Source organism: Herbiconiux aconitum, from assembly GCF_024979235.1.
GTDB classification, from domain to species: Bacteria; Actinomycetota; Actinomycetes; order Actinomycetales; family Microbacteriaceae; genus Herbiconiux; species Herbiconiux aconitum.
Genome location: NZ_JANLCM010000001.1, coordinates 1799120 through 1812310 on the forward strand (window position 1 = coordinate 1799120; position 13191 = coordinate 1812310).

The 13191-nt window shown below is 65.0% G+C and carries 13 protein-coding genes; all 13 read left to right on the forward strand.

The features are described from left to right. The first annotated feature begins 67 nt into the window (after window positions 1-67). Complete coding sequence (locus tag N1027_RS08515; protein ID WP_259506944.1) at window positions 68-817, forward strand: hypothetical protein; 750 nt, start codon at window positions 68-70, stop codon at window positions 815-817. A 70-nt stretch (window positions 818-887) separates the two neighbouring features. Continuing rightward, window positions 888-1943, forward strand: coding sequence for a hypothetical protein (locus N1027_RS08520; protein WP_259506945.1), 1056 nt, complete (start codon window positions 888-890; stop codon window positions 1941-1943). A 298-nt stretch (window positions 1944-2241) separates the two neighbouring features. Further along, entirely contained in the window at window positions 2242-2616 is a 375-nt protein-coding gene (gene rpsL / locus N1027_RS08525; protein WP_056734914.1) for a 30S ribosomal protein S12, read from the forward strand. Next, the gene (gene rpsG / locus N1027_RS08530; protein WP_092548007.1) at window positions 2616-3086 is read left to right on the forward strand and encodes a 30S ribosomal protein S7; all 471 of its coding nucleotides are present in this window, start codon (window positions 2616-2618) and stop codon (window positions 3084-3086) included. The genes rpsL and rpsG overlap by 1 nt, the downstream gene beginning before the upstream one ends. Window positions 3087-3128: 42 nt before the next feature. Beyond that, window positions 3129-5243: an elongation factor G gene (fusA, locus tag N1027_RS08535; protein WP_259506949.1), complete on the forward strand. Its 2115-nt coding sequence runs from the start codon at window positions 3129-3131 to the stop codon at window positions 5241-5243. 114 nt (window positions 5244-5357) lie between these two features. Next, window positions 5358-6551 (forward strand): elongation factor Tu, encoded by a 1194-nt coding sequence (gene tuf, locus N1027_RS08540; RefSeq protein ID WP_092548001.1) that lies wholly within the window; start codon window positions 5358-5360, stop codon window positions 6549-6551. 165 nt (window positions 6552-6716) lie between these two features. After that, window positions 6717-8528 carry an HSP90 family protein gene (locus N1027_RS08545; RefSeq protein ID WP_259506952.1) on the forward strand — a complete coding sequence of 604 codons (1812 nt, stop codon included), beginning with the start codon at window positions 6717-6719 and terminating at the stop codon, window positions 8526-8528. Beyond that, window positions 8525-9640 (forward strand): hypothetical protein, encoded by a 1116-nt coding sequence (locus N1027_RS08550; protein WP_259506954.1) that lies wholly within the window; start codon window positions 8525-8527, stop codon window positions 9638-9640. Before N1027_RS08545 ends, N1027_RS08550 begins: the two co-directional genes overlap by 4 nt. Before the next feature lie 94 nt (window positions 9641-9734). Next, window positions 9735-9944, forward strand: a complete 210-nt coding sequence (locus N1027_RS08555; protein ID WP_259506956.1) for an Rv0909 family putative TA system antitoxin — start codon at window positions 9735-9737, stop codon at window positions 9942-9944. Window positions 9945-9977: 33 nt separating this feature from the next. After that, complete coding sequence (locus tag N1027_RS08560) at window positions 9978-10949, forward strand: DNA topoisomerase IB (RefSeq protein ID WP_259506958.1); 972 nt, start codon at window positions 9978-9980, stop codon at window positions 10947-10949. A 219-nt stretch (window positions 10950-11168) separates the two neighbouring features. Next, entirely contained in the window at window positions 11169-11936 is a 768-nt protein-coding gene (locus tag N1027_RS08565) for a fructosamine kinase family protein (protein ID WP_259506960.1), read from the forward strand. A 264-nt stretch (window positions 11937-12200) separates the two neighbouring features. Further along, the gene (rpsJ, locus tag N1027_RS08570; RefSeq protein ID WP_092547990.1) at window positions 12201-12509 is read left to right on the forward strand and encodes a 30S ribosomal protein S10; all 309 of its coding nucleotides are present in this window, start codon (window positions 12201-12203) and stop codon (window positions 12507-12509) included. A gap of 24 nt (window positions 12510-12533) precedes the next feature. Continuing rightward, window positions 12534-13190: a 50S ribosomal protein L3 gene (rplC, locus tag N1027_RS08575; protein ID WP_259506962.1), complete on the forward strand. Its 657-nt coding sequence runs from the start codon at window positions 12534-12536 to the stop codon at window positions 13188-13190. Window position 13191: the final 1 nt, after the last annotated feature.

The window sequence follows — 13191 nt, forward strand, 5'->3', positions numbered from 1 at the left end:
GCGGGGGCCCTCACTCGTGTTTGAGGTTCGCAGACCCGCCGTGTGATAAATGAGTATACTTCGCTAAGTGACTATTGAGTTCGATGTCGCGGCGCTCCAAGCGCCCGTCAGTCGTGGCGACATTCGTCGATTCAGGGCTTCGAGCCGCGGCGGGGTTTCCAGTCGGAGCAGCACCGCCGGGACTTTCACTCCCTTTCTCGTCTTCTGCTGCTTCATCCTTCTCGCGTTACCGATGGTTTCGTGGCTCGTCGATTGGTCAGGGGTTCGAGCGATCGGCCCGTTCGGAACGGTCGAGCTCTTCATTCTCACCGCAAGCGCAGCGGCAGCAATCATCGGTCTGACGGCGATCTGCGTCATTCCCCGCGGGCGGTGGCGTGCATGGAAGCGGCGGTTGCGCCTCTCGCGTCTGGCTGAGGCGAACCACTTCGCGTACACGATGGAAGCATCGATGCCCTCCAGCGGCTACCCGAGCATTCTCTTCGGCGTGCATCAAGTGAACGTTCTTATCGACAGGTTTCGCGTGCTCCGTGGGGATCGACTCGAGATCGGAAACCACCGCGGCGTAGATCGCGGAGTGACCGGCAATGCGTCTTACTCGAAGACGCGCGGGTACGTTTGCGTGAAGCTCGAACGGGCCGAACTTGACGGGGTCCTCCAGCAGGGGCGTGGACTCCGCTTCGAAGGCGCGCCCCTCGTCTTCGACGTCGAGGTCGTCGACGACCTCTTGTTCCTCCGTTCCTCGAAGGCATTCGCCTTCGAGGATTCCGCCACCTGGACCGACCTGCAGCGGGTCGTCCGCGCTATCGGGGGTGGCTGAAACTCCGATCCCGCTCGCTCGCCCGGCGCGCGTCCCCACCCCCAGGCCGGTCCCGTTGTAGCGTGGCGCCATGAGCACCGACGATCGTCAGGAAGACCGCCCGGAATTCCCTGTGCAGGGGGAAGGCGAGGCCGCGCCCGCCACACCTCCGCTGCCTGATCTGCCCGCGTGGGAGGCCCCCGCTGCCGACGAGACGGGTGCGGATGCGCCGAGCGAGCGCACCGAGGTCACGGAGCGCGTGGAGGTCGTCGACGTGATCGAGACCGATAGCGCCGCTCGCGAGCCGCTGGGCGGCCCCTACGTCGTCACGGATCACGCTCCCGTCGCCGAGCAGGCCACGGCCGCCTACGAGCGTCAGCCGGTGGGTGGCCCCGCGGTGACGTCGTCCGAGCCCACGTCGGCCTTCACCGACCCGCAGCAGACCCGCACGCCCTATCCCGCCGCCGCCTTCGCTCCCGCGCCGCCCGCGGCCGCAGCGATGGCCGGTGCCGCCTACCCGCCGCCTTACCAGCCCGTGCCGCAGCCGCTCGTATCGACGCCCCCCGCCCCCCGCGGCAACCGCGGCGGCGGCTCGCTGATCGCGCTCGTCGGAACCGTCGCCTTCGCGGTGGTCTACGCCGCGGTCGCCTTCGTCATCATCTCGGTGAACGTGCAGCCCGACGCGTACGTCTCGGCGTTCTCGTCGTTCCTTCTCAGCGCCGCGTTCATCGTGCCGGTCGTCGTCTTCGCGATCTCGCTCATCCTGATCGTTCTGATCGTCAACCGCGCCGGCTGGTGGGCCTACGTGCTCGGTGGCTTCCTGGTGGCAGTGCTGGTCTACTTCGCCGGCATCGCGGGGGCGCTTATCCACGTGCAGGCCTGGACCTGGCAGCCGCAGGAGCAGTTCGACTTCGTACGCTCGCTCACGATGGACCCGCTGACTCTCGCCGGGGCGATCGTCGCGCGCGAAGCCTCGATCTGGACGGGCGCCTGGATCGCTGCGCGCGGTCGCAAGATGAAGGCCCGCACCGTCGCCGACCGCGAGGAGTACGAGCGCAACCAGGAGGCTGCCACATCGGCGCCCGCCTACACGGCACCGGCGGAGTCGGGCTACCCGGAGCCGCAGGCACCCGTCACGACCTGGTAAGATCCTGAGGTCCGCGTTGCCGGTCGTGGAGCTGCGGCTCCTCGGCATTTGACCCAGATGGGTCAAGAGGCTAGAATTTTCCGGGTGTGTGCATACTTGCATGCCCAGATTTTCGAGCGAAGCCAGACTGAGAAGTCTCCACTGCTCTTCCAACCAGCGATACCAGAGCCATTTTGTACCGCCGGTGGATCCAAGCGAACTCGACACGCCCGTAACGGCGTGTGCGGATCGTGAACGAACGGGTACCGGATGTCCGTGCCCGACCAACACTGTGCAGTACGAATACAAGGAGTAAGTAGTGCCAACCATTCAGCAGTTGGTCCGAAAGGGTCGCACCCCGAAGGTCACCAAGACCAAGGCGCCCGCCCTCAAGGCCAACCCCCAGCAGCGCGGCGTGTGCACCCGTGTGTACACCACCACCCCCAAGAAGCCGAACTCCGCGCTTCGTAAGGTCGCCCGTGTCAAGCTGTCGAACGGCACCGAGGTCACCGCTTACATCCCCGGTGAGGGCCACAACCTGCAGGAGCACTCGATGGTGCTCGTCCGCGGCGGTCGTGTGAAAGACCTCCCCGGTGTTCGCTACAAGATCATCCGCGGCGCGCTCGACACGCAGGCCGTGAAGAACCGCAAGCAGGCTCGCAGCCGTTACGGCGCGAAGATGGAGAAGAAGTAATGCCTCGCAAGGGTCCCGCCCCGAAGCGTCCCGTTGTCGCCGACCCGGTCTACGGTGCTCCGGTCGTCAGCCAGCTGGTCAACAAGATCCTCCTCGACGGCAAGAAGGCCACTGCTGAGCGCATCGTCTACGAAGCTCTCGAAGGTGTCGCCTCGAAGAACGGCCAGGATGCCGTCGTCACGCTGAAGAAGGCACTCGACAACGTGCGCCCGACTCTCGAGGTGCGCAGCCGCCGCGTCGGTGGTTCGACCTACCAGGTGCCGATCGAGGTCAAGCCTCACCGCGCCAACACCCTCGCACTGCGCTGGCTCACCTCCTACGCGAAGGCCCGCCGCGAGAAGACGATGACCGAGCGTCTCACCAACGAGATCCTCGACGCGTCGAACGGTCTGGGCGCCGCTGTCAAGCGTCGCGAAGACACCCACAAGATGGCCGAGTCGAACAAGGCATTCGCCCACTACCGCTGGTAGTCGCTCGCCCTCTTTTTCACCCTTACTTTTCGGAGGATATCCGTGGCACAGGACGTGCTCACCGACCTGAACAAGGTCCGCAACATCGGCATCATGGCTCACATCGATGCCGGCAAGACCACCACCACCGAGCGCATCCTGTTCTACACGGGCATCACCCACAAGATCGGTGAGGTGCACGACGGCGCCGCGACGATGGACTGGATGGCGCAGGAGCAGGAGCGTGGCATCACGATCACCTCTGCTGCGACGACCTGTTTCTGGAACAAGAACCAGATCAACATCATCGACACCCCGGGTCACGTCGACTTCACCGTCGAGGTGGAGCGTTCGCTCCGCGTGCTCGACGGCGCAGTGGCCGTGTTCGACGGCAAGGAGGGCGTTGAGCCCCAGTCCGAGACCGTGTGGCGTCAGGCCGACAAGTACAACGTGCCGCGCATCTGCTTCGTCAACAAGATGGACAAGCTCGGCGCCGACTTCTACTTCACGGTCGACACGATCATCAACCGCCTGGGCGCCAAGCCCCTCGTGATCCAGCTCCCCATCGGTGCTGAGTCGAGCTTCGAGGGTGTCGTCGACCTGGTCGAGATGCGCGCGCTCACCTGGCGCGGCGACTCCAAGGGTGACGTCGCGCTCGGTGCGAAGTACGAGATCGAAGAGATCCCGGCCGACCTCAAGGAGAAGGCCGACGAGTACCGTCAGGTGCTCCTCGAGACCGTCGCCGAGACCGATGACGCGCTGCTCGAGAAGTTCTTCGGCGGTGAGGAGCTGTCGGTCGCCGAGATCAAGGGCGCCATCCGCAAGCTCACCGTCAACAGCGAGATCTACCCCGTGCTGTGCGGTTCTGCGTTCAAAAACCGTGGTGTGCAGCCGATGCTGGATGCTGTGGTCGACTACCTGCCGAGCCCGCTCGACGTGCCTGCGACCGAGGGTCACGACATCCGTGACGAAGAGGTCGTCGTGGAGCGTCACCCCGACCCGAAGGACCCGTTCGCGGCCCTCGCGTTCAAGGTCGCGGTTCACCCCTTCTTCGGTCGACTGACCTACATCCGCGTGTACTCGGGTCACCTCGACTCCGGCGGCCAGGTCATGAACTCGACCAAGGGCAAGAAGGAGCGCATCGGCAAGATCTTCCAGATGCACTCAAACAAGGAGAACCCGGTCGACTCGGTCACCGCCGGCCACATCTACGCGGTCATCGGCCTGAAGGACACCACCACCGGTGACACCCTGTCCGACCCGTCGAACCAGGTCGTCCTCGAGTCGATGACGTTCCCGGAGCCGGTCATCGAGGTCGCGATCGAGCCGAAGACGAAGGCTGACCAGGAGAAGCTGGGTGTCGCCATCCAGAAGCTCGCTGAAGAAGACCCGACCTTCCGCACCGAGCAGAACCAGGAGACCGGTCAGACGGTCATCAAGGGAATGGGCGAGCTCCACCTCGACATCCTGGTCGACCGCATGAAGCGCGAGTTCAACGTCGAGGCGAACGTCGGCAAGCCCCAGGTGGCTTACCGCGAGACGATCCGCAAGACCGTCGAGCGCCACGACTTCACGCACAAGAAGCAGACCGGTGGTTCGGGCCAGTTCGCGAAGATCCAGATCGCGATCGAGCCTCTCGAGGTCACGGCCGACAAGACGTACGAGTTCGTGAACAAGGTCACCGGTGGCCGCGTTCCGCGCGAGTACATCCCCTCGGTCGACGCCGGAATCCAGGATGCGCTGCAGGTCGGCGTGCTCGCCGGATACCCCATGGTCGGGGTCAAGGCGAGCCTGCTCGATGGCGCCTCGCACGATGTCGACTCCTCGGAGATGGCGTTCAAGATCGCCGGCTCGATGGCGTTCAAGGAAGCGGCCCGCAAGGCCAACCCCGTTCTGCTCGAGCCGCTGATGGCCGTCGAGGTGCGCACGCCCGAGGAGTACATGGGCGACGTCATCGGCGACCTGAACTCCCGCCGTGGTCAGATCCAGTCGATGGAAGACGCCCAGGGCGTCAAGGTCGTCCGGGCACACGTCCCGCTGTCGGAGATGTTCGGCTACATCGGTGACCTGAGGTCGAAGACCTCGGGCCGCGCGGTGTACTCGATGGCCTTCGAAAGCTACGCCGAGGTCCCGAAGGCTGTGGCCGACGAGATCATCCAGAAGAACAAGGGCGAGTAGCACCCGAGTTCTGCGGGCCTCGTAGGTTCGCGTAAAATATCAACAAACCCCCGCCTGATTCCGGATGCAATCCAGCACCCGTGACTCCGGCATGAGAGTCCTGAGGAGGACCTAGTGGCTAAGGCCAAGTTCGAGCGGACCAAGCCGCACGTCAACATCGGAACGATCGGTCACGTTGACCACGGTAAGACCACTCTTACCGCTGCCATCTCGAAGGTCCTGGCGGACAAGTTCCCGTCGGCGACCAACGTTCAGCGCGACTTCGCGTCGATCGACTCCGCTCCTGAGGAGCGCCAGCGCGGCATCACCATCAACATCTCGCACGTCGAGTACGAGACGCCCAAGCGTCACTACGCTCACGTCGACGCCCCTGGTCACGCCGACTACATCAAGAACATGATCACCGGTGCTGCTCAGATGGACGGCGCGATCCTCGTGGTCGCCGCCACCGACGGCCCGATGGCTCAGACCCGTGAGCACGTTCTGCTCGCGAAGCAGGTCGGCGTGCCCTACCTGCTCGTGGCGCTGAACAAGGCCGACATGGTCGACGACGAGGAGATCCTGGAGCTCGTCGAGCTCGAGGTTCGCGAGCTGCTCGCGAGCCAGAACTTCGATGGCGACAACGCCCCCGTCGTTCGCGTCTCCGGTCTCAAGGCTCTCGAGGGTGACGAGAAGTGGACCCAGTCCATCCTCGACCTGATGGACGCCGTCGACGAGTCGATCCCCGACCCGATCCGCGACAAGGACAAGCCGTTCCTCATGCCGATCGAGGACGTCTTCACGATCACCGGTCGTGGAACCGTCGTCACGGGCCGCGCCGAGCGTGGAACCCTCGCCATCAACTCCGAGGTCGAGATCGTCGGCATCCGCCCGACGCAGAAGACCACGGTCACCGGTATCGAGATGTTCCACAAGCAGCTCGACGAGGCATGGGCCGGCGAGAACTGTGGTCTGCTCCTCCGCGGCACCAAGCGCGAGGACGTGGAGCGCGGTCAGGTCGTCGTCAAGCCGGGTTCGGTCACGCCGCACACCGACTTCGAGGGCACCGCCTACATCCTGTCGAAGGATGAGGGTGGCCGTCACAACCCGTTCTACACGAACTACCGTCCGCAGTTCTACTTCCGCACCACGGACGTCACCGGCGTCATCACGCTGCCCGAGGGCACCGAGATGGTCATGCCCGGCGACACCACCGACATCTCGGTCGCGCTGATCCAGCCGATCGCGATGGAAGAGGGACTCGGCTTCGCGATCCGTGAGGGTGGCCGCACCGTCGGTGCCGGTACCGTCACCAAGATCAACAAGTAACACTCCGCACCACACGCATCAGGGTCGCGCCTTCGGGCGCGGCCCTTTTGCTTTGCCGGGACTCCTCAAACCGTAGCAAAAACGAGGAAACCTCGATACAATTGCCGCCGTGAATGGATTCTCCGCGTGATGGCAGGTCGGCCCTTCCATGTCGATCTGGGAGGCATGATCGACCTTCTGAGTCGGCACATCTACTCAAGCCCTCACGTCTTCTTGCGGGAGCTGCTGCAGAACGCTCGCGATGCGATGGTGGCTCGGGGCGAATGGGACTCCCGCGAAGGCCTGCAGCCGAGCGTGTCCGGGAGGGGTGTGCTCGTGCTCCCGTGCCGCCCGGGCCAGTCCGAGTTCGCAGTCATCGACGACGGTATCGGTCTGACCATCGACGAAGTCGAAGAGCTCCTGGCGACGGTTGGGAGCAGCTCCAAGCGCGACATGTTCGAGTTGCCCCATCGGGACTATCTCGGTCAATTCGGAATCGGGCTGCTGAGTTGTTTCATGGTCTCAGACCGCATCTCGGTGACGACGCGTTCTGCCAAAGGCGGGTCGGCCGTGCAATGGGTGGGCAGCACCGACGGCACGTTTACGGTCCGCCGCCTGTCCACCGCAGAATCTGCTCGGCGGCGCATCGGAACCGAAGTGCGCCTGATCCCCTCTGCCGATCCGTCGATGTCGCTCGATTCGGAGACCGTAACGGCACTCGTTCGACGCTACGCACGGTTCCTCGACGTGCCGATCCTGGTCGAAGATGCGCAAGGTCGGCACGTGGAGGTCAATCAGCACCCGGTGTTCATTGATGAGATCACGGCCGGGAATCGAGAAGCCATCGAGGCCTTCGGACGTGGATTCATCGGTGCGACCCCCTTCGACATGGTGAGTCTGCGTGCACCGTCGACGTCGACGCGCGGAGTCGCCTTCATTCTCCCGTTCGCCCAGCCGCCAGGTTCGCGGCGGTCGGGAGCCGTTCATCTCGGTGGAATGCTGGTGTCGGAGCGCTCGGAGGAATTGACTCCGAATTGGCTGGTCTTCGCCAGGGTGTGCGTGGATTCCGACGGACTCACACCGACCGCGTCTCGAGAGCAATTGGTCGAGAACGACGCTCTTCTCGAGACGAGGAACGCCATCGGGGCAGCTGTCAGGGAGTGGATTCTCGAACTCGCCGCCGAAAGGCCCAGGAGGTTCGCCGAGTTCGTGTCCATCCACGAGATGTCGCTCAAGGGAGTCGCGCTGCACGACGACGAGTTCGCCCGGTGCCTCCTGCCGCACCTTGCGTTCGAGACATCGTCCGGCCGCATGGAACTCGGCGACCTGCTCGGAGGCGTGATCCGATACGCGCATACCGTCGACGAATTCCGTCAGGTCGCCCCACTGATGCCCTTGGGCCGGCCGATCCTGAACGCAGGCCACGCGTACGACGTCGAGATTCTCGAGCGGGCTCCGGCGTTGTTCGCCGGGACCACTCTCGAGACGGTCACAGCGAAGAGCGAGAGCGAACGGTTCGGAACGCCGCCAGCCTCCGACCGTCAGCGCGTTCTCCGACTGGTCGAGCGCGCCGGGGCCGTCCTCTCCGACTCCCAGGTCGCCGTGATCGTAAGGCTGTTCGAACCGTCCGAGGTGGCTGCGCTGTCGGTTCACGACGCCGGAGCAGTTCGACGGGCCGAACTCGAGGGCGCGCGATCGGTGTCCGACGATCTCTGGAAAGACGTTCTCGATCGAGTCGACGCGATCGCCCTGGACATTGCCGGACCACCACTGCGATCCGGATTGCAGCTCTGCCTCAACTGGAACAATCAGATCGTGCGGTCGCTCGCCGAGATGAGCGACCGGGCGGCGTTCGAGGAGGCCGTGCGTCTTCTCAATCTGCAAGCCGTCTTGGCGAGTCATCGGCCGCTGAGGCCTGTCGATCGAGCGATGGTTGCGAGGTCTTTCACCGCGATTCTCCAGCGGACCATTGCGCCTGGCACAGGGAGGCCCCGGTGAATGTCAATGACCTCGTGGCACGGATCGACTCTCTGCCTTACGGACGCGCAGAACGCGCTCTGCTCGCCCGTGCGATCGCCCTAGCGATCGAGTCCGACGACGCTGAGCTCGAGTACGCGTTGCGGATGCGCATGACGCATTCCGCCGCGATGACCGGTGACACAGAGGTTCAGCTCAGTTCCTTCGCCTGGTGTCGCGCCCGTCACGACGCTGATCCGAACCGGTTTCCCCTGACGGCGGGAGGGGAGCGGTTGCTCTGGCACTTCAAATGGATGGCCAGCGCGCTCGTCGGATCGGCACGATTCGGCCTCGATCAGATCGACCGAGTTCTCGATGACATGGAAGAGCGGTACTCCCGTGCCGGCGTCGGCCGGAAAGGCGTTCTGCAGAGTCGCTTCCGGGTGAAGGTCGCGCTCGGCCACCTCGACGAGGCGCGCCGATTGCTCGACGAGTTGCGCTCAACGCCTTCCGATGACTTCGGCGACTGCGACGCCTGTTCGCGCGCCGTCGTCGCCTGGTATCACCTCGAAATGGAGAACGACGCGGCAGCAATCACCATGGTGGAGGAGATGCTTTCCTCGGGTGCGACCTGTCACAGCCAGCCGCAGAACGCTATGTCGATGGTGCTCCTGCCGTACCTGCGCGCCGGGCGGGTGGCTGACGCGCAGTCGATGCATCGACGGTCCATCGACCTCGTGACAGAGCGCGGCGACCTCGGCGGTCTGGCCGGCCAGCTGATCTACTTCGCCGTCACCGACGATGCGACGACGGGCCTTCCGGTGCTGGAGCGCCACATCGGCCGGATCGCCGATGACAGGCTCTTCGACGCTCAGCGATTCGACGTATTGTGCGCAATGGGGGTTCTGCTCGAGGCTCTCGACCGTGGCTCACACCGCCCGGTCAGGGTGGCCGGCGCCGAAGCGGCTGCTCTCGTCGGCATTCTCGGCGATCACCCCGAACCGTGGTTTTCTGACGAGCTCGCCGTCGGTGTCAGGGCAGCGGCGGAGAAGCTTGCGCGAGCCTTTGACGGGCGGAACGGCACCAGGCGGTTCGAACGATCACTCGCCCGGTCGCGGGCGCTCGGCGACCTCAGCATCCGGCCCCAATCCTGAAGTCGATCCAGAAGCCCTTTTGCGTTCCTCGGACTTCAGCCACAATGGTGCTCTTGAGCCTCGTCAGGTCGGGGCCGGATCGAAGGAGATCGAAATGGGACTGGACGACATCACGAAGAAGGCCCAAGAGTTCCTAGCGGACAACAAGGTGCAAGAAGCGCTGAAGAGCGAGCAGGCCGAAGACATCAGCGACAAGGTGCTCGACGGTGTCTCCGACACCGTGAAGAAGGTCACCGGGGGCAAGTTCGATGAGCAGGTCGAGGGCGCCCGGGCTGCCGCCGACAAAGCAGTGGGCACCGAGTAGGCCGATTCGTCCGATTAGGACTTAGATGGTGAGATGCCCCGCCTCCGACGCTCAGATTCATCGGGACGGGGCATCCGTCGTATCCGCTCGGGGAAGGGCTTCACCTACCGCGACGACGACGGCACCACCATCACCGACCCGGAGTTGCGCGCCCGTTTCGAGCACCTGGCCATTCCGCCGGCGTGGACGGATGTCTGGATCGCGCCCTACGCGAACGGCCACATCCAGGCCACCGGAGTCGACGGCGCCGGTCGCCGTCAGTACATCTACCACCCGACGTGGCGGGAGCAGAAAGACCGCATCAAGTACGACCGGGCCCTGGCGCTGGCCGAATCGCTCCCGGCCGCCCGCCGGCTGGTGACGCTCGATCTGCGCAAAGAGGGCTACCCGCAGGAGCGCGCCCTGGCCGCGGGTTTCCGGATGCTCGACACCGGCTCGCTGAGGGTCGGCAACGAGCGCTACGCCCAGCAGCACGGCAGCTACGGGCTCACCAGTCTGCTGTGCGAGCACGCGACCGTGTCGGGTGACATCGTCAAGCTGGAGTTTCCTGCGAAGAGCGGCGAGGAATGGGAATCCGAGATCCTCGACGCCGACCTCGCCTCGGTGGTGCGGAGCCTGAAGCGTCGCGGGCCACAGGCGCGTCTGCTCGCGTGGAAGTCGGGTCACCGCACCTGGCATCCGGTTGATCCGGAAGAGATCAACGCCTACGTCAAGGAGCGCACGGGCGGCGAGTTCACGGCCAAGGACTTCCGCACCCTGCACGGCACTCTCGCGGCCGCCGTGAGTCTCGCCCGGCACGGTCCGGAGGATCGGCCGACAGCTCGGGCACGGGCGCTGACCGCGGCGATGCGCGACGCATCCGTGGTGCTCGGCAACACCCCGGCGATCGCGAAGAAGAGCTACGTCGACCCACGGGTCGTCGACCACTATTCGGCCGGGCAGACCATCGACCCGACCAGGCTGGCGTCGGCGGAGAGCGAGCTGCGGGCGCTCTTGTTCACCTGATCCGATCCACTTTTCGGGCCTGAAGTCAAGGGTTGCGTTCTCGGTGCAAAGGCGCAGAATGGGGGCAATCGTTCTTACGGGAGGCTCGCCGCCAGACGCTGCGAACAGAGCTTGGCCGAGAGTGACCAGCGCGATTGAGACGACTGGGCTCCGGGTGCTCCCGTAAGAACGTTTCTCGTTCGACATGCCGTTGAAACCTGTCGGGCATAGCGTGGTGATGTGTTCACCAAGTTCGACCCCGCGGCACCCGAGGGCTTCTTCGAGGCCGAAGCGGCCGGCCTCGCCTGGCTGGCCGCGAGCGACGGTGTCCCCTGCGTCAGGGTGCACGCGGTGCGGCCCGACGGCATCGAGCTCGACGAGTTGCGCAGCGCGCGGCCGAGCCGGGAGGCGGCGCGGCGATTCGGCGAGCTGCTCGCGGCGACGCACGCGGCGGGCGCGGATGCGTTCGGCGTGCCACCGGCAGGCTGGTCCGGCCCGTGCTACATCGGCCGGCGCGGGATGACGGTGGGGGAGTGGGCGACCTGGAGCGAGTTCTACCCGCAGGAACGGGTGCGGCCGTACGCCGAGCAGGCCGTGGCGCGGGGCAACCTGACCGCCGACGGCTTCCAGACCGTGGTGCGGGCGTGCGAGTTGATCCGCTCCGGCATCTTCGACGACGGCGAGCCGCCCGCGCGGCTGCACGGCGACCTCTGGTCGGGAAATGTCCTGTGGACACCGACGGGGGTGGTGCTCATCGACCCAGCGGCGCACGGCGGCCACCGGGAGACCGATCTCGCCATGCTGGTGCTGTTCGGAGTGCCGTTCCTCGACGACATCCTGACCGCCTACGACCAGGTCGCGCCACTTGCTCCCGACTGGCACGCACGGGTTCCGCTGCACCAGTTGTTCCCGCTGGCCGTGCACGCCGTGGGCCACGGTCCGTCCTACGGCACGGAGCTGGTGCGAGCCGCCGAGGCCGTGCTGGCCCTCGCCGCCGGGGTGGCATGAGCAGGCGCGACACGCCCGGGTTGCAAGTAGGCCCCCGATGTGGCAAACTCGTCTAGTTCAACATTTCGGGCCGCCCTTGGCGTGCCGGATCACTGTTTTGGCAGTGCATAGCCCCTGAGGCTAGGCCGCAGACAGCAGAACATAGCTTAATCGCCACCCCCTCCTCGCCCTAGGTGAAGTGTGTGTGCGCGTGCTTGATAGCAAAACAGTGGTGCGTCCAATGCAGTCGAGGCTGTACGACGCGAGACAGAGAGAGAGTCACACATGGCGGGACAGAAGATCCGCATTCGACTTAAGTCGTATGACCATGAGGTCATCGACACCTCGGCGCGCAAGATCGTCGACACGGTCACCCGTGCAGGAGCAACCGTCGTCGGCCCCGTGCCGCTTCCGACGGAGAAGAACGTGATCGCAGTCATCCGTTCTCCCCACAAGTACAAGGACAGCCGGGAGCACTTCGAGATGCGCACCCACAAGCGCTTGATCGACATCATCGACCCGACGCCGAAGGCCGTCGACTCGCTCATGCGTCTCGACCTCCCCGCCGACGTCAACATCGAGATCAAGCTCTGAGCGGGAAGGAACCAGTAAACACTCATGGCTACCACCGCTAAGACTTCCAAAGGCCTGCTCGGCAAGAAGCTCGGCATGACCCAGGTGTGGGACGAGAACAACCGTCTCATCCCCGTGACCGTCGTCGAGGTCTCTCCGAACGTCGTCACCCAGATCCGCACCCCGGAGAAGGACGGCTACTCGGCCGTTCAGATCGCCGCCGGCCAGATCGACCCCCGTAAGGTCAACAAGCCCGCCACCGGTCACTTCGACGCCGCCGGGGTCACCCCGCGTCGCCACATCACCGAGATCCGCACCGCGGATGCCGCTGACTACACCATCGGCCAGGAGCTCACCGCCGAGAGCGTCTTCGAAGCCGGCCAGAAGGTCGACGTCGTGGGCACCTCGAAGGGTAAGGGCTTCGCCGGTGTGATGAAGCGCCACAACTTCAAGGGTGTCTCCTCGTCGCACGGTTCGCACCGCAACCACCGCAAGCCCGGCTCGATCGGTGCGTCCTCGACGCCCAGCCGTGTCTTCAAGGGCATGCGCATGGCCGGCCGCATGGGTGGCGAGCGCGTCACCGTGCTCAACCTGGTCATCCACTCGGTCGACGCCGAGAAGGGCCTGCTGCTGGTCAAGGGCGCCGTTCCCGGTGCCAAGGGCCGCCTCGTTTTCGTTCGCAACGCAGTGAAGGGGGCGTAGT

Bases quoted from the DNA above. Each gene is read 5' to 3' on its own strand.
- N1027_RS08520 (WP_259506945.1), top strand. From the start codon at position 888: ATGAGCACCGACGATCGTCAGGAAGACCGCCCGGAATTCCCTGTGCAG.
- rpsG (WP_092548007.1), top strand. From the start codon at position 2,616: ATGCCTCGCAAGGGTCCCGCCCCGAAGCGTCCCGTTGTCGCCGACCCG.
- N1027_RS08545 (WP_259506952.1), top strand. From the start codon at position 6,717: ATGATCGACCTTCTGAGTCGGCACATCTACTCAAGCCCTCACGTCTTC.
- N1027_RS08555 (WP_259506956.1), top strand. From the start codon at position 9,735: ATGGGACTGGACGACATCACGAAGAAGGCCCAAGAGTTCCTAGCGGAC.
- N1027_RS08560 (WP_259506958.1), top strand. From the start codon at position 9,978: ATGCCCCGCCTCCGACGCTCAGATTCATCGGGACGGGGCATCCGTCGT.
- rpsJ (WP_092547990.1), top strand. From the start codon at position 12,201: ATGGCGGGACAGAAGATCCGCATTCGACTTAAGTCGTATGACCATGAG.
- rplC (WP_259506962.1), top strand. From the start codon at position 12,534: ATGGCTACCACCGCTAAGACTTCCAAAGGCCTGCTCGGCAAGAAGCTC.